Consider the following 16,944-nt stretch of genomic DNA (forward strand, 5'->3'; position numbering starts at 1 on the left):
GCGCGAGTGTTTTCGTGATTTCCCGGAAAATGCCAATGAAGGAAGCGCGCCTTAGCAGCTTCGGGAATTTGGTGAAATACATCTCCAATTCCCAGGAGAAGCAAGAGCGTGTTGGTGAGATTCGCCTCACTAACTTTCAGAACGAAACGCTGGAATGGGCTGTAGCTGAGGCGCTGGCTGTTCAGCAATGCAACCAACGCGCCGAAGGCGACAAGACCTATCACCTGCTGATTTCCTTCGCTCCTGGCGAACAGCCATCGGCCGAAGTTCTTCGCGATATTGAAGACCGCATGTGTGCGGCTATTGGCTTCGGAGAACATCAGCGGGTCAGTGCCGTGCATCACGACACTGACAATCTCCATATCCATATCGCGATCAATAAAATCCACCCCGAGCGGCACACAACCCATGAGCCATATCGGGACTACAAAGTTCGTAGCGATATGTGCGCTGTTCTTGAGCGTGAACACGGAATGCAGCTAACCAACCAGAAAGGCCGAAAGCGCGGCAGTGAAAACGGCGCTGACGATATGGAGCAGCACGCCGGTATCGAAAGTTTGTTGGGCTGGATCAAGCGTGAATGCGCAGACCAACTGACTCAGGCCCATACCTGGAATGACTTGCATGAAGTTATGCGCAAGAACGGTCTGGAGTTGCAAGAGCGCGGCAACGGTCTGGTAATCACGGATGGCCGCGGAGTAGGGGTAAAGGCCAGTTCCGTTTCCCGAAATCTGTCAAAGCCGAGCCTTGAAAAGCGTCTAGGGGCATTTGAAGGGAACACCAAAAAGAAGGCGTCCGCAAAGCGCGGCCCGGGTTTGCATAACCGTAAAGCTCCCCCTGTTGTGGCGGTAGGTGGTAAGCCACCTCCCATGCGTAAAGGTCGGCTTAGCACTCTGTCGCAACTGGGGGCAATCGAGGGCGAGCCTGGCAAGCGTTACGAAGGGCGGCCGATTCATAGTGCTGGCAGTACGGCGACAACCGAGCTGTATGCCCGCTATAAGGCCGAGCAGTGTATCAAGGTTCATGCTCGCGCCACGGCGTGGGGTGCCGCAAAGAATCGCAAGGACAAGGCTGTGGAGGCCGCCAAGGGCACCGGCCGACTCAAGCGCGCAGCGATAAAAATGCTCAGCGGCCCCGGCGTCAACAAAAAGCTCTTATACGCCCTGGTCAGCAAAGCCCTTCATGCCGAGATCCAGAAAGCCAATACCCAGTACCTGGCCGAGCGGCAATCTATCCACGGCGAGTTTTCAAAAAGAGCATGGGCTGATTGGCTCCAGGCAAAGGCCACGGAAGGGGATCAGCAGGCGCTGAAGGCACTTCGCGCGCGCAAACCTGCCAAGCCCCGCGCCGGCGACACCGTTGCCGGTAGTGGCCCTGTAAGGCGCTCAAGTCCTATGCCTTTAAAGGTGGACAGCGTTACCAAAGACGGCACGGTAATTCACCGCTTTGCTGGCTCTGCCATTCGAGACGATGGCGAAGCGCTCCAGGTGGCGCGCGGCTCTAATCGCGCTGGGTTGGAGGCCGTATTGCGCATGGCTGTTCACCGTTACGGCCAGAACATCGCCGTCAACGGCAGTGATGAATTCAAAGAGAAGATTGCCCGTGTCGCGGCGACTTCAAACCTCAACATCACCTTCAATGACGCTGCGCTGGAAGCGCGGCGCCAAGAGCTGGTGCGTTTAACAAGTAAGGAGAGCGGCAATGACCGATCAAGTAGACCAAACCGAAGTGCCGATGAGCGAAGAAGATCAGCTAGCAGCAGTGATGGCGGATCTAGAACAAAGCGTGGCGGAAGAACCGCCAGAACCGGAGTTCGACGAGGACCAGGACAAACAAATAAGTCCGGTCTTGGAGGGGTTGGACCCAAGCCGCCGGCCTTGTCCGGGAACGGTCTGCGAGAGCTGTCCCAACTCGGTGTGGTTCGCCTCCCCGAAAGAAGTGAAGTGCTATTGCCGCGTGATGTTCCTCATAACGTGCAGCACGAAGGAGCCGAACATGCTGGAGGCATGCGACGGGGTGTTTCTGGGGCAGGAAGAAGGGTAGGGAAAAACCCGCGTGGCCCTGGTGCAACCAACAAGCCTGGCGTTATCCCGGTCGGTGGCAAGCCACCGGCCATGTTGCGAGGACGGTTGCAGCCTATGTCCAAGATTCGCGAGCTGCCCGTAGATGGCCCTATCAGCGTTCCAGGAATGCCACGGCCACCGATGCCAAAGCCTGCGCCTGAGATAACCATGCCGGCTCAGCCGAAGTCAGCAGCGGATAAATACATTGCGGAACGCACCTCAAAACGGGCTAAAGTATTCGATATACCGAATCACAGGCGTTATACTCAGGACGATAAAGGCGCCGCTTTGTTTGCCGGAACCCGGCAAATAGAAGGGGAAACCCTGGCTCTTTTGAAGCGCGACGAAGAAATCATTGTGTTGCCAGTCGATGCGGCCACCGCCCGCCGTATCAAGCGTTTTTCGTTGGGTGATGCAGTCACCTTGAATGACAAGGGCGCAGTTACGAAGAAAGGAAGGAGCAGATGAGTAAAGCCAATAATGCGGTTGGGCCGCAAACCAGAGGCAAGAAGCCAGGGAAAAGTAAGGTTGTACCCGCCCTTGGCCTTGCAAGTTTTGTCGCCGGATCGGCGGCCGCTACCCAATTTTTTGCATGGAAATTTGAGTACCAAGCGATTCTTGGTGCGAACTACAACCACCTGTATGTGCCTTGGGCGATTTTTGATTGGTGGCACAAGTGGAACGGCATTTATCCCGATGCGCTGACCGCAGCCGGCAGTGTCGGCACGCTGGTCGCGGCCGGGGGGTTGATCGTCACCGCAGCCGCAAAGGTAATCGCCTCAAACTCATCCAAAGCTAACGAACACCTACACGGTTCGGCTCGCTGGGCTGACAAAAAGGACATTGAGGACGCTAGTTTATTGGGCAACGATGGCCGCGATGGTGGCGTCTATGTTGGAGCCTGGCGTGACAAGTCCGGCAAGCTCCAGTATCTGCGTCACAATGGCCCTGAACACGTCCTATGCTATGCCCCGACTCGTTCGGGTAAAGGTGTCGGCCTGGTTGTTCCGACACTCCTTTCATGGCCCCACAGTTGCGTTGTCACTGACCTTAAAGGCGAACTATGGGCCATGACGGCCGGCTGGCGAAAGGAACATGCCGGCAACAAGGTTATTCGCTTTGAGCCGGCGAGCCTGACTGGTTGCGCATACTGGAACCCGCTTGATGAAATTCGCCTTGAAACCGAGTACGAGGTTGGCGACGTTCAAAACTTGGCAACCCTCATTGTCGATCCAGACGGCAAGGGCCTTGAATCTCACTGGCAGAAAACATCGCAAGCCCTCCTGGTCGGCATGATTCTGCACGTTCTGTACAAGGCAAAGCACGAAGGCACCCCGGCTACGCTTCCCTACGTCGATACCATGCTTGCCGATCCCAACAGGGACGTTGGCGAACTATGGATGGAAATGACGCAGTACAGTCACGTCAATGGCGAGAATCATCCGGTCATTGGATCGGCTGGACGCGACATGATGGATAGGCCGGAAGAAGAAGCCGGCTCGGTTCTGTCTACCGCGAAATCGTATCTGGCCCTTTATCGTGATCCAGTTGTAGCGCGTAACGTCAGCAAGTCGCAGTGGCGCATCAAAGACTTGATGAACCATGACAGCCCGGTAAGCCTGTACATTGTTACCCAGCCAAACGACAAGGCTCGGTTGCGGCCACTGGTGCGCGTCTTGGTCAACATGATTGTTCGCTTGCTTGCAGACAAAATGGAATTTGAGCGCGTCAAGGCAGAAATGCCGGCCTGGCCTCGCTTCCTAGATCGACTGGGATTCAAACAGCAGGCCCTTTCCTACGTTCGTTCCAAGAAGAATTACAAACATCGCCTGCTTGGCATGATTGACGAATTCCCAAGCCTCGGGAAGCTGGAAATCCTGCAAGAGTCGCTGGCTTTCGTTGCTGGTTACGGGATCAAGTTCTATCTGATTTGCCAGGATATTAACCAGCTCAAGAGCCGCGAAACAGGCTACGGCCCTGACGAAACGATTACCTCAAACTGCCACGTACAGAATGCCTATCCACCCAACCGGATCGAAACCGCACAGCACCTTTCCAAGCTGACCGGCGTTACTACGGTCGTGAAGGAGCAAATCACTACCAGCGGCAAGCGCGCTGGTGTGTTCATGGGGCAAGTATCCAGGACGATGCAAGAAGTCCAGCGGCCCTTGCTGACCGATGATGAATGCTTGCGCATGCCTGGCCCTAAAAAAGACTCGGAAGGCCAGATTACCCAGGCGGGGGATATGGTCGTTTACGTCGCAGGCTTCCCGGCCATTTATGGCGAACAGCCTTTGTACTTCCAAGACCCGACATTTACCGCACGCGCGGCCGTCGAGGAACCAAAGGACACCGACAGGCTGCGCCTGCAAAACGAACCAACGGCTAAGGAGGCCATTGCCATATGACTATGCGCAAGGGCCTTCGGATCGTCGCAGGTATCACCCTCGCTGCAAGTATTGGCGTGGGGGTAGTCGCAGGCGGCATTTACGCAGCAGGTGGTCGATTCAATACGAGTAAGAGCCTAGAGCTTGGCTTGTACTGGATTACTGACGCGCCAATCACTAAAGGCGCTTATGTGATGTTCTGCCCGCCAGAGCGGAAAGTCTTTGTGGACGCCAAAGAGCGGGGATATATCGACGCCGGTTTTTGCCCTGGAAACTTCGGCCACCTGATGAAGAAAATTTTAGCTGCTAAAGGCGACACCATCGCGGTGACACCGCAGGGCGTGACGGTCAACGGTGAAGTCCTTCCCTACAGCAAACCTGTAGCCGAAGACGGTGTAGGCCGTCCACTGCCACAGCTTTCCTCGGAGCGTTACACGCTGGGCGCCTCAGAGCTTTTGCTTATGTCAGATAGCAGCCCTACATCCTTCGATGGCCGTTATTTCGGCCCGATTACTCGCAGCCAGGTCACGTCGGTGATTCGGCCTGTACTGACCTGGAAAGGAGAATGACCCTATGCGTCTATTCATTGCAGAAAAACCATCCGTAGCAAAAGCAATCGCCGCCGAGTTGGGCCAGACCGGGAAGGGCAGGGGCTACATCGAGTGCGGTTCTGACATAGTGACCTGGTTTTTCGGGCACATGCTGGAGCAGGCCGACCCAGATACTTACACTGCCGCAGACGCACCGCGCGCGGAGAATGGGAAAAAAATCTGGCGTATCGAAGACCTGCCAATTATCCCGGAAGAATGGCAATACAACCCGCGCGACGACGCCCAGGAGCAATTGGACATTGTTGCCAAGCTCTACGCGAAAGCCGATCAAATTGTTCATGCCGGCGACCCGGACAGGGAAGGGCAACTGCTTGTCGATCAGCCGGTAAGACTGCTGTTCGGCAACAACAAACCAGTGATGCGTTATTGGTGCAGTGCGCTTGATTCAGTGTCCGTGCGCCGGGGCCTGGACTCCCTCAAAGACAACAAGGCATATGCGGGCTTCGCAGATGCAGCGGAAGCGCGCGGACGCGCTGACTGGCTGATTGGGATGAACCTTAGTCGTGCATTCACGCTGCGCGCGATCCGAGGCGGCTCGCGGGCACTGCTGACAGTCGGTCGAGTACAAACACCGACCTTGAATTTGGTTGTTATGCGTGACCGTCTGATTGAAGGCTTCAAGGCGATTCCGTTTCACGGAATCCGTGCAGCCTTCAAGCACGAAGGCGGTCAGTTTCTGGCCGACTGGAGGCCGCGCGAAGATCAGGAAGGTTTGGACGAAGAAGGTCGCTTGACCAATACCGCTGTAGCAGATGCCCTGGTCAAATCGTTGTCCGGCCAGACCGGCAAAATCACAAGCTACAAGCAAGAGCCGAAGACGAAAGCACAGCCAAAATCACTGTCGCTTACAGACGTTACCGTTCTGGCGTCCAAACACTTTGGCTACAGCGCCGCTACAGTTTTGGCCACCTGCCAGTCGTTGTATGAAACTCACAAGCTCACGTCCTACCCGCGTACTGATTGCGCCTATTTGCCCGAGTCGCAATTTGCTGATGCGCCGGCCATCCTGGAAGCGCTCAAAGGGGTAGTGCCAGAGCTGGAAAATCTGATTGACGGGGCCAACCCAAAAATCAAATCCAAGACCTGGAACGACGCAAAAATCACTGCGCACCACGGCATCATTCCAACCGTTCAGGCAGGTGATGCGTCTAAGCTCAGCAGTGAAGAACGAGCCATTCATAACCTCATCGTTCGTTACTACTTGGCTCAGTTTTACCCCGTCCATGAGTATCTGAATACCGCTGTCGAGCTGGACGTTTCCGGCGAACAGTTTTTTGCTCACGGTAACGTGGTAACAAAAAACGGCTGGAAAGACGCTTTCGGCGTTGACGCTTCCAACGACTCCGAGGAAGGCGAAGGCGATGGCGAAGACGCCGGGTCGCAAAGCCTGCCGAGTATGAAAACTGGCGATCAGACCGCTTGCCTCAAAGCTATGCGCCGCGACTCCAAGACCAAGCCACCGGCCCGATTCACCGAAGGCTCTTTGACCCAGGCGATGGAGAACATCCACAAGTACGTGGACGACAAAGAGCATAAAAAAATGCTCCGCGACGGTGATGGCATTGGCACCTCAGCTACTCGCGCTTCAATCATCGAAGAATTGAAACGCCGCAACTTCCTGGCCGACAAGGGCAAGGCCCTGGTCAGTACCGAGCTGGGCCGCAGCATGATCGACGCTTTGCCAGAAGTTGTGAAAAGCCCAGTGCTGACCGCGATGTATGAGCGCATGTTGCTCGCCATCGAGCAGGGCGGCGGTGATATGCAGGCATTCATGGATAAGCAAGAAACGCTTATCCGCGACCAGGTAGCTAAAGCCAACCAGGGCGCAGTAAAGATCGCCGGAGCCAAGCAGGCGCCGAAAGTTTCCACCATTTACAAATGCAGCCAATGCCAGAAGGGCCTGATTCGCCGCGATGGCAAGAAGCCCAACACTCATTTTTGGGCGTGCAGCGGGTACCCGACTTGCACCGCTAGCTATCCCGATTTCAAAGGCAAACCGAATCTGGCCAAGGCAAATATCGCCAAGCCCGCCGTTGCGAAAGGAGCATGACCATGAGTGACCAAAATGAAGCACTTAACGAAAAGCTGACCGACGCAATGGTGCCTGGTTTTGAGGTCGAGTTTGACCCCGACGAAGCCGACCAGGCCGGCAGTTTCACGGAAGACGCCTTGAGCGTCGAGGACGCCGCTGACAGCAGCGACGACCAATAACGGAGGCGACATTCAATGACGTTATCCGTCGATGATGCCAAGGCGTTAGTAATTGAGTTCTGCGCTACCTACCCGGTAGCGTCCACAATTAGCTACAAGCTCAGAGCGACCCAGGAGGAACTTTATGGACCGCAAGCCACAAGAGAAGCCGTTGGAGGAATCCTCGGTTCATTTCGTCCCGGAAGCCGACAAGCAGACTTCGCCACTTCCAATTTTCGTAACGAAGACGAGTTTAAAGAAACTCTTAGGCACGAAGTCCTTGGACACTTTGGGATCAACACCTTCAACCCCGCCGAAAAGCGAGCAGTCCTAGACGGGATTATCGAGTCCCGCAATGAACCTGGCATGTCCGAACTTTGGGCCGAAGTAGCTCAGCTCTATCCAGAGGCTGACGACTCGCTTAAAGCCGAGGAAGTGTTTGCCTTTGCGTGTGAAGCCATCGAGCCGCAGACGCGCGGCAATGTCATCGAGGGCACCCGATCTTTTCGCGAAACCTGCATCGAGCGCTCGCGCCCGATGCAGATCCGCGACCTAATCAACGTCACCACGATGGTTGCCGAAGGGATGCGCGACCGCAGCCGGTCGCAACAAAATTTCCCCGAATCAGATCATGCCCAGTTCAAGCGGGAACAGACCATGGACGCTAAAAAACCTTTCCACGAAGTCGTGGCCGAAAAGCTGATCGAGCAGCTAAAGCAAGGCACGGCCCCTTGGCAGATGCCCTGGAAGGCTGGAGACGGCGGCGGCATGATGCCCTTCAACCCTACTACCGGCAAACGGTACAAGGGTATCAACGCCATTCATTTGCTTTCTCAGGGCCGCGACGATCAGCGCTGGTTGACGTTCAACCAGGCCAAAGCAGCCGGCGCTCAAGTACGCAAGGGCGAAAAAAGCACATCCATCCAGTACTGGAAGTTTGAAGAAGAACAAACCAAGCGCGACGAGAACAACAAGCCAGTGCTGGACGGTAAGGGCGATCCGGTCAAGGTTCGCGTGCGCCTGGAGCGGCCGAAAATGTTCATGGCGAACGTCTTCAACGCAGAACAGATCGACGGCTTGCCTATTTATCAAAAACCAGTCCAGACGTGGAATGCCCTGGAGCGTGCAGAGACGATCCTGCAAGCCTCCGGGGCTGATATTCGGCACGGTGGCGATAGGGCGTATTACAGGCCATCTACTGACAACATTCAGTTGCCAGACAAGGCCCAATTTCCCGGTGCCGATAACTACTACGCAACGGCGCTTCATGAGCTGGGCCACTGGACGGGCCACGGCTCGCGCCTTGATCGGGACTTGTCACATCCGTTCGGGTCGGAAGGGTACGCCAAAGAAGAATTGCGCGCTGAAATCGCAAGCATGATCCTCGGTGATGAGCTGGGCATTGGGCATGACCCAGGCCAGCACGCATCCTATGTTCAGTCCTGGATTAAGGCTCTGCAGAACGACCCGCTGGAGATTTTCCGCGCGGCCTCTGACGCAGAAAAAATCCAGACCTTTGCTCTCGGCCTGGAGCAGCAGCAGATCCAGACGCAGGGCCAAACGCAACAACCTCAAAAGCTCAAGGACGAGCCGAACGAGCAGGGGGCAAGCATGCAGATCCCGGCACAGCCAGAGCGCCCGAACATTCAGGCCGAGGACTGGGCGTTGCGTGCCATCGAGCGCGCAGACCTTGACCAAGTAGCACGACGAATGACTGACGATCAGTTGCAAGTCTTTGACCAGGTGCTGGCCGCCATGCACCCGCTGGCCAACGACAATGCTTTTTGGGCGCAGCGCGAAGAAGCGATGGAGGCGATGTTTAATGACGTGGACACCGTTGCCGAACAAATCCAGCGTGCGCAAGAAATCGTTGCCGATGAACAGCACCGCCGCGCTGATGTAGCGAAGCGCGACCAGGTGCAGGAAAGAGTCAATGTTGCGCCTGAGCCAATGCCACTAAACCCTAATGAGCAGATGGTTGCGACCGCACTGCTCAATGTACGCAGCGAGCCGGAACCTGAATTAAAGGCAAGTTTTGGGCGCCTGCTTGGCGTCACCAGTGGGCAAGCGTTGGGCTACGAATTGCCGGCTGATTGGTCGGGTGATACTCAGGTCGCGGGTATTGCTACAGATCCTGACAAGGAAGGCGTTCATATGGTTGAAGGCGATGAGGCGCCGGAGTTTTACGGCCTGTATGCCCGCGACCAGGAAGGCAAGGCCGTTTGGTTGGCTGATTACGAAACCCAGGAAGAAGCACAAAATCAGGCCGACCGACTGGCGGCGATCAATAGCTATGCCCAGGTTGAGGCGAATGCCATCGACCACCCGGTTTTGGTGGCTAAAGAAAGCGAGGCCGTAGTAGAGCAGACCGCGCAGAGCAACCAGGCTCCGGTCACTGACAGAACCTACTTTCATGTTCCATTTAAGGAGAAGGAACAGGCTAGGGAGCTGGGCGCCAAATGGGATCGGCAGGAAAAGTCCTGGTACATCCCGGCCGACCTCGACAAAGAGGCGTTCGCTCATTGGCTGAATCCGGCCCCGAAGGTGGAAGCCGCGGAAACCGCGCAAGAGCGTACAGAGGCCCCGCAAGCGGCATCCACGCCTAAATCCGCACGCGAGTATCTGGCGGTTCCCTACGGCGAAAGATCGGCTGCAAAAGCCGCTGGAGCCGCTTGGGATAAGGCTGCGAAGTCCTGGTATATCGGCCCTGATGGAGATACAGCCGCCCTGGCCCGTTGGAAGCCTGAAAATGTCAGCAACGAACAGTCGCCGGCACTGGATGTACGTGAAGAGTTCATTGGCTCTATGGAGGCCGTGGGCCTAATTCCAGGAGGGAAAGATAACCATCCCATCATGGATGGAAAAAAACACCGTGTTCCTGTCGTTGGTGGCAGAACAGGCGCAACGGACGGCTTCTATGTTGCTCATTTAGACGGTCATCCCGCAGGCGTTTTGATAAACAACAAAACCGGCGTCGAGATGAAGTGGAAAAGCAAAGGCTATTCCCTTACCGACGAGCAAAAAGCAACCTTGCAGGCCGAGGCTGCAACCAAGCTACAGGCCCGGGAAGTCGCATTGCTCAAAACGCATGAAGCCGTGGCAGCGAAAGTAACTCGCAGCATGGAAAACCTAGTGCCCGTGGTCGAGCTGACCCCGTACATGAGTGCAAAAGGAATCCAGCCCTTGTCTGGCGTCCTAACCGACAAAGCCGGCAAAGAAACAGTGATTCCGGCCATAGACGAAAACGGCAAGCAGTGGACAGCCCAATACATCCAGAAAGACGGCACCAAGCGCTTTGCCAAGGATGGTCGGAAGGAGGGATGTTTTCACCCGTTGGGTGGCCTTGATGCTCTTGCAGCGGCACCGGTTATCGTCATCGCCGAAGGCTATGCAACAGCAAGCACACTGGCATCCAGTCTCGGCCATGCAACCGTGGCCGCTTTCGACTCCGGCAACCTGCCGGCCGTGGCGAAAGCATTGCACGCGAAATTCCCTGATAAGCCGATCGTCATCGCCGGCGACGACGATCGGCACCAGGTCATGACCCACGGTACTAATGCTGGCCGAACGAAAGCCGTTGAAGCAGCCAAGGCAGTAGGAGGGAAAGCCATATTCCCTACATTCGCACCTGGAGAGGTTGTTTACCCCGACACGCTGCCAGCAATCACCCCACAGGCTTATCGCAAGCACACGCAAGCCGCTGGAGAACTCAAGGCGTTGATTAGCCAAGATGGCCCTTCGGCCGGCGATCCTGCGCAATCTGAGCGAGCCGCAGAGTTGAAAGCAGAAATGCTCAGCGATGCGCAGCTTGCAGCCCTGGACAAAATGAAACGGCTTACCGACTTCAACGACCTTGCAACAAAAAGCTCACTCGCGCGCGAGGGGTTGGAACGCCAGGTGAATAACGCCGTTGCCAAGGTCATCGAGCAGCACCAGGTCAAGGTGCAACAGCCGACCCAGGAACGCGTCCAAGGCATCGAGGACAAGCAGCAAGGCGCCAAGCTTCAGAACAGGAAGGTCAACAAAATCTGATGAACGCCTGCCGTTAGAGAGGCCGCTGCGACGATAGAAAAAGGTCGGGGTTATTCCTGGCCTTTTTTTGCCGCTAAATGAATGGAAGTTAACCCGATGAACGATCAGCGCCTGCTCCCAAGCTTAATAGCCTCATTCTTCGTCGAAGTAGTCGCTATCCAGTTTCGGCAACTTGAGCAGTCGCGACGTTACTCCAACTTCGTGATCCATCATCAGGTTAACAAGCCGACTGCCATCAACCAGCACCATACCCTCCACTGAACGGGCAAAGTCGATACCTTGGGCAGTGAAGCCAGAGGTGGTAATAAATACACCGCGCTTGGCCTTTTGCCCGGCAAGTGCGCCGTAGAAGGCTTGCAACTCAGGGCGGCCAACCGTGCCTTGCCAGCGCTTGGCTTGGACGTAGACCTTTTCCAGTCCGAGCTTGTCAAGCGAGATCACCCCATCGATTCCGCCATCTCCGCTACCGCCTACGCGCTGCAAGTCATTGCGGCTAGCGCCGTAGCCAAGGCTGTGCAGTACATCCAGCACTATGACCTCGAAGCGATTAGGGCTGACTTGCAGAAGGTTGTCCAGTAGGTCGGCTGCAGTTGCTTGGCGTAGCTCACGCAACGCCTGCTCCAGCCGATCATCTGGGCTGACAGTGGCTGAGCTTGCTATCGGAGCAATCTGCTCTTGTCCGTCGAGCGGGATGGCGTCAGTTGGACCCTTGAGCTTTACATCCATAAAGCCGATGGCAAGCTGTTCTACCTTATTTTCAGTGAGGGGGTAAGGATGCTGTGCAGCATAGGTGATGCCTGCATCGGTTAGTTTCCAATAGCCTCGCTTTGCGCTCGTCGATAGGCCCGCGCGCTTGAGGCGGTCATGGGCCCAGCCTGCACGGTTCTTGTATATGGCCTGGCCGCTCGCAATCAGCTCCTGCCGTTGTATTTCCGACAGGTTTAGCGCTCCAGCAGCTGCTTCATGGGCGTCACGAGCTGCCGCGCCTGCGGGTGAAGCTGCCAAGTAGCGCAGTATCGGCTCAATAAACTGGTCGTAAGTAGGGACGGACATTGCAACTCCAAGCGCAAGGTAGACGGCGTGCGCGAATGGTAAAGGTTGCGCATCGTTTTGTATTTGGTGAATCGGCCTTGGCTTCCTGAGCGTGGTCAGAGGCCGTTTGGGGTCGACTGCCATCGGTGACGACAGGCCGAAACGGCCGATTATGTTGAAAAAGTCAGCCCTGGTTTCCACGTCAGAAAAGTACGCGCCTGAGATTGAAATCCATACCGGAGAGCTCGGGCAATCCAATCACTAGAAACTACGGCTATCTTCCACTGGGGTAGACAGCCGAGTTGATACCACTTGAGTTATCTATCTATAGCAATTTGTCTGCCAGCTGCTTGAAGACATCCCGCCCCAGGTCATCTCGTTCAACAGCAAACAAAAAGAGACAGAGGCCGTTGCTAGACTTTTCCCACTGATGCCCAACCTGTTGTTTCTCTTTGGAGTCGTCGTTCGTCTTGTAGGGCTCACCCTTGTACTCCACAACTAGGATGCGACCATCTTCCAACTCTGCTACAAAGTCTGGGTAGAAGTAGTCAGATGCGGTCGGCAACCAGAATGAGCAGCTTTCCTGGCGCTCAATGTTGCGAACCCAGTGCTTCACCTTGGGATGAGCATCAATTGCCATTGCACATCTGAACTCCTCTGCGGTGTTGCCAGCAGGAGTTTTTTCCCGTAGGTCATGAATAACGGGGTAGAAGTGTTTGTTAAATTCGTAGCTCCCTTGATACATGTTCCGGGCTGGATACCTTCCAGCGTCGAACGAGAAGCTGTACTGCGCCACTTCTTCCAGCGTCGGTACGGACATCTCAAAGAGTCGTCCTTGGAATCCTTTCTCCATAGCCTGCTTACGCAGACGCTCTATTTCCCCCTTGATGGCGTCGGCCAGCTGGAATCTGGCACGAACCAGTGCGGTCAGGCTAAGGCCGATATCACTCATGAGGTAGGAAAGCATCTTTGTCAGGTAGGCCAGTACCTGTGGCTGAGGCAGGAAGGGTTTGCGCACTTGTATGTCCAGCCAGCGCACTAGGTCTTGCGGGCTGATGTGGCTCGCAACCTCGTTCAGCTTTAGTTGCTGGGCGTCAATATGCCGAAACTTGACCTTCTCCCCCTGCACATCAATCTCGAAGGAATTCACTGTTTCGTGGATGCTAAAGCCAGCAAGCTGCACGGGGTAGTCCAGCAGGTTCCAGTCTCCTAGTTCCGCAAGTGTGTCCTTTTCCACAATTTCAAGGTAACCATCTAGCTTTAGACACAGCTGGGGAATTGGTGAGAACAAGATGCCTAACTGTGCTGGGGCCCGTAGGGCATTTCGAACGGCCCGGTGATCAGAAAATTGCTGGGCTACCTTCTCTTTGGCTTTTGGGGGGAGGGACGCGGTGATGAACGTTTCTGCCTGTTTCAGCATCTCGTTGTCCACGTTGCCTTTGAGTACCACTGTTGCGCCTTGCGAGGTAGGGCGAATTTCAACCTGGGCTTTCAAGTCTTCCGGCCAATTATGAGTTTCAGGTACTGCTGGCAACTCGACATGACAATCCGGTATTGAGGGAGTTGTGTTCTGGCCGATACTCTGCGCTGCACCACCTGATCCGCCAGCCAAGGGAAGGGACTGCTGAGGCACAATAATGCCGGCGGTATCCAAACGCTCAAAACCCATGTTCTGAACTAAGCGATCCCGTAGATTGCTGGCGGCTTCTGCAAAGTTTGTTGCCACAATGTGGGCGTAGGCTTTGTTGAGGGGCGCTTGGCTGCGATCCGTTGCATATGGCATGCGGAGTACACGTCCTAGCAGTTGCTCTACATCTTTGGAGGAACTCACCGATTGCAGGCTGGAGAGTACATAGGCGAAGGAGCAGTCCCAGCCTTCTTTCAAAGCCTCGATAGTAATGATGTATCGAACCTTGCAGTCCGGGTCGAACAGGTCGACTCCATTTAGTTCTTTTTGGGTTCCCGTAGCAATTGCAATTTGTTCGGGAGAGATATTTTCCTGCTCGATGAGATGCTGCTTCACAACGTCGACTGTTGCCTCACCACCTTTGGGCATTGCTTGGATAAGCACAATTGGGCGGACGTAGTCGTCTTCCTTTAGAGCGATGAGTTCAAGACTGTCTCGCGTCAGGATTGAGTCTCGTAGGCACTCTCGCCATCCTTCTGGATGCTCGGCCAGAACAATTGGTAACTTAATCATCTGCTCAGCACGCAGCTCTTGGGCGGACACATGGTAGAGCACGTTGTTGCCCGGAACTGGGGTTGCAGTCATTTCGACGACACAGCTCGGGTGCAACCGGCCTAGCGTTTTGAAGAAACGGTCGGTGCGATTGTTGTGGGCTTCATCCACGATGACCAGTGGGCGGTGCAAGTGTAGCCAGTTGGCAACGGACCACTTAACTCTGCCAATATCCTTGGAGGTCAGGAACTTCTGGCTTTGCAGATCGCCCTCAGTCACCTTTTCCAGGTTGGATGTCAGTGAGGCAGGTAAGTCACGGAAGTGTTCACCCAGCTCTTCAAAAAATGAGTAGACGTTCCGCTTGCTGGTATCACTGACGTTGAGCGCCTGTATGGTAGCCACTACGACGATGCAGGCTTTACCTATGTCGTGGGGGCCGACTGTCTGCAGGCTTTCGAGATCGCAGATGCGGATGCGGTCACCGAAATAGTGGGCCAGGGCTTGCCGGTATGGGTGGCGGGCATTGGAGAGAGCTTCAAGCGTCTGAGTTCGGATGGTATCCGAAGGGGTGAGCCACAGTGCAACAGGGGCATCGCTATCCAAAACTGACTTGCCGGCCAGTGCTACGGCGTGAGCGGCCAGTAGGGTCTTGCCGCCACCTGTTGGGACGCGTAAGCAGACGCTAGGAATGTCCGAAAAAATCTCTTGGTAAGCTTCAGTGCGCTGTTGTCGTTGCAGTACATCCTTGTAGGCATCTTGGATAGAAACCTTGCGAGCTCTATCAAAAAATTCGCCCAGAGCGTCCAAGGCGTCATTTTGGTACTTTTTCAGTTTGAACATGGTCGGCTCTTAGCGCATCTTCACGTCGTAGGGGATTTGCTTGAAGATGATGTCTTCGGCATTCATGCGGGCTGAGCCTAGGCGGGTATTTTCTCCATAGACCACAATGGGGCCTGGGTTGGGTTGTAGCTCTCTCAACATGGCAACGACTGCACTTGTTAGGACATTACCGCTTGCAGGGCGCCGGTCACCGAGGATGCCGTTGTAGAGGAGGAAGTAGCTGGTTCCGTTATGTTCGCCCATGAATGGGGAATTGAAATCCTGCTGGCCGGGGGTTCCTATTTCAAGGTGCCAGATGTATGCCGCCAAAGTGGCAAAGCGCACAGAACTGGTGAGCTGGCCTTGCTCATCGAAGGCAGCTTCACCTAGAGTAAATAAGGAAAAGCCACCACCACCGCTCCAGTTGGCAGCGTGACTGATGCCACCTAATTCGCCTTCGATGACTTTTTCGAGGCGTGGCACGCAGTGGGTTCGGGCATGCTCTCCCATTTCGATGCCGATGTAGCGTCGACCTGTCTTGTGAGCAACTGCGGCAGAAGTGCCAGACCCCAGAAATGAATCCAATACTAGGTCGCCTGGATTAGTAGCGATCCGGAATATTAAGTGAATTAGTTCTTCTGGTTTAGGTGTAGAGAATGGCTCTATTTCTGGCAGAAGTTTACGCAGATGGTCACGCTTTGCAGACTGGTTGGACCCCGCGTCTTCGGCAGGCCACCAAGTTCGAGGGACAACCCCATCCTGAACATCGGTCAAATAACGCTTGATAATCGGCAGGCGGTCTCCATCCTTCCCAAAGTAGACGCGGCTTTCAGCGAGAGCTTGCTTCAAATTTTCCTGTGAGAATCGCCAGTAATTGCCTGAGGGGGGCGTCACTACGCGCCCGGATGGCAGGGTTATCGGGTATCTCTGCGCGGCACTCCCGCTTTTGGCAGTTCCATTGTCTCCCTGTAACCATGGGCCTCTTGGATCTTTGTCTGGGTTTTTATACCTGGCGTTCTGCTCCGGCGTTCTGTCGAGCAGATTTCTGGTTTTGCTCCACACGTCCCGCTGGCGTGCAAACAAAATGACATGGTCGTGAGCGCTGGAAATATCTGTATCGTTCCGGCGACCCTTATCTTTTTCCCAAGCGAAAGTCGCAACGAAGTTTTTCCTACCGAATACTTCGTCCATGAGAACCTTGAGGTAATGAGCTTCGTTGTCGTCAATGGTTACCCAGATGCTACCGTCTTCGGCGAGCAGCTCGCGTAGGAGTACAAGGCGGGGGTACATCATCGATAGCCACTGACTGTGCTCTAGGTTGTCGTCGTAGTGCTCGAAAGCGCTTTTGGTGTTGTATGGAGGGTCGATGAAAATGCACTTCACCTGACCGGCGTAGAATGGAATCAGCGATTTCAGGGCTAAGAGATTGTCACCTTGGATGATGAAATTCTCGCTGGCGGCCTGAGTATCGCCGTAGGTTTTTTCACGCTGCAGTAGGTGATAGGGCACCTCAAGCGGGATTTCTTTGGCTTGGTTTTTATTAACCCAATCTATAAATGGCATTTTGCATTGGCCTTGCTGACGCAAAAAAGGAGCATTGTATCCGCCTTCGCTTCTCACCACAGACCTGC

The 16,944-nt window shown here is 55.1% G+C and carries 9 protein-coding genes; 6 read left to right on the top strand and 3 right to left on the bottom strand.

The window, feature by feature from the left end; all coding sequences use genetic code 11:
• Positions 1 to 29 precede the first annotated feature (29 nt).
• The 6 genes from traI to GHO41_RS29785 are packed head-to-tail and all read left to right on the top strand — an operon-like array spanning position 30 to position 11,283.
• Entirely contained in the window at positions 30 to 2,531 is a 2,502-nt protein-coding gene (traI, locus tag GHO41_RS10390) for a TraI/MobA(P) family conjugative relaxase (RefSeq protein WP_153433522.1), read from the top strand.
• Positions 2,528 to 4,471, top strand: coding sequence for a type IV secretory system conjugative DNA transfer family protein (locus GHO41_RS10395; protein ID WP_153433496.1), 1,944 nt, complete (start codon positions 2,528 to 2,530; stop codon positions 4,469 to 4,471). Before traI ends, GHO41_RS10395 begins: the two co-directional genes overlap by 4 nt.
• Positions 4,468 to 5,019, top strand: coding sequence for a conjugative transfer signal peptidase TraF (traF, locus tag GHO41_RS10400; protein ID WP_256678721.1), 552 nt, complete (start codon positions 4,468 to 4,470; stop codon positions 5,017 to 5,019). The genes GHO41_RS10395 and traF overlap by 4 nt, the downstream gene beginning before the upstream one ends.
• Before the next feature lie 4 nt (positions 5,020 to 5,023).
• Positions 5,024 to 7,111: a DNA topoisomerase 3 gene (locus GHO41_RS10405; RefSeq protein ID WP_153433497.1), complete on the top strand. Its 2,088-nt coding sequence runs from the start codon at positions 5,024 to 5,026 to the stop codon at positions 7,109 to 7,111.
• A gap of 2 nt (positions 7,112 to 7,113) precedes the next feature.
• Entirely contained in the window at positions 7,114 to 7,272 is a 159-nt protein-coding gene (locus tag GHO41_RS29780; RefSeq protein ID WP_167380484.1) for a hypothetical protein, read from the top strand.
• Positions 7,273 to 7,287: 15 nt separating this feature from the next.
• Positions 7,288 to 11,283, top strand: a complete 3,996-nt coding sequence (locus GHO41_RS29785; protein ID WP_178126492.1) for a zincin-like metallopeptidase domain-containing protein — start codon at positions 7,288 to 7,290, stop codon at positions 11,281 to 11,283.
• 132 nt (positions 11,284 to 11,415) lie between these two features.
• Here GHO41_RS29785 and GHO41_RS10415 read toward each other — a convergent pair whose 3' ends face one another.
• The 3 genes from GHO41_RS10415 to GHO41_RS10425 form a co-directional block, all read right to left on the bottom strand.
• Positions 11,416 to 12,336 carry a restriction endonuclease gene (locus GHO41_RS10415; RefSeq protein WP_153433498.1) on the bottom strand — a complete coding sequence of 307 codons (921 nt, stop codon included), beginning with the start codon at positions 12,334 to 12,336 and terminating at the stop codon, positions 11,416 to 11,418.
• Positions 12,337 to 12,640: 304 nt separating this feature from the next.
• Positions 12,641 to 15,334 (bottom strand): DEAD/DEAH box helicase, encoded by a 2,694-nt coding sequence (locus GHO41_RS10420; protein ID WP_153433499.1) that lies wholly within the window; start codon positions 15,332 to 15,334, stop codon positions 12,641 to 12,643.
• 9 nt (positions 15,335 to 15,343) lie between these two features.
• The gene (locus GHO41_RS10425) at positions 15,344 to 16,876 is read right to left on the bottom strand and encodes a site-specific DNA-methyltransferase (protein ID WP_153433500.1); all 1,533 of its coding nucleotides are present in this window, start codon (positions 16,874 to 16,876) and stop codon (positions 15,344 to 15,346) included.
• Between the last annotated feature and the right edge of the window lie 68 nt (positions 16,877 to 16,944).

The organism is Pseudomonas sp. FSL R10-0399, from assembly GCF_009600165.1.
Classification (GTDB): domain Bacteria; phylum Pseudomonadota; class Gammaproteobacteria; order Pseudomonadales; family Pseudomonadaceae; genus Aquipseudomonas; species Aquipseudomonas helleri.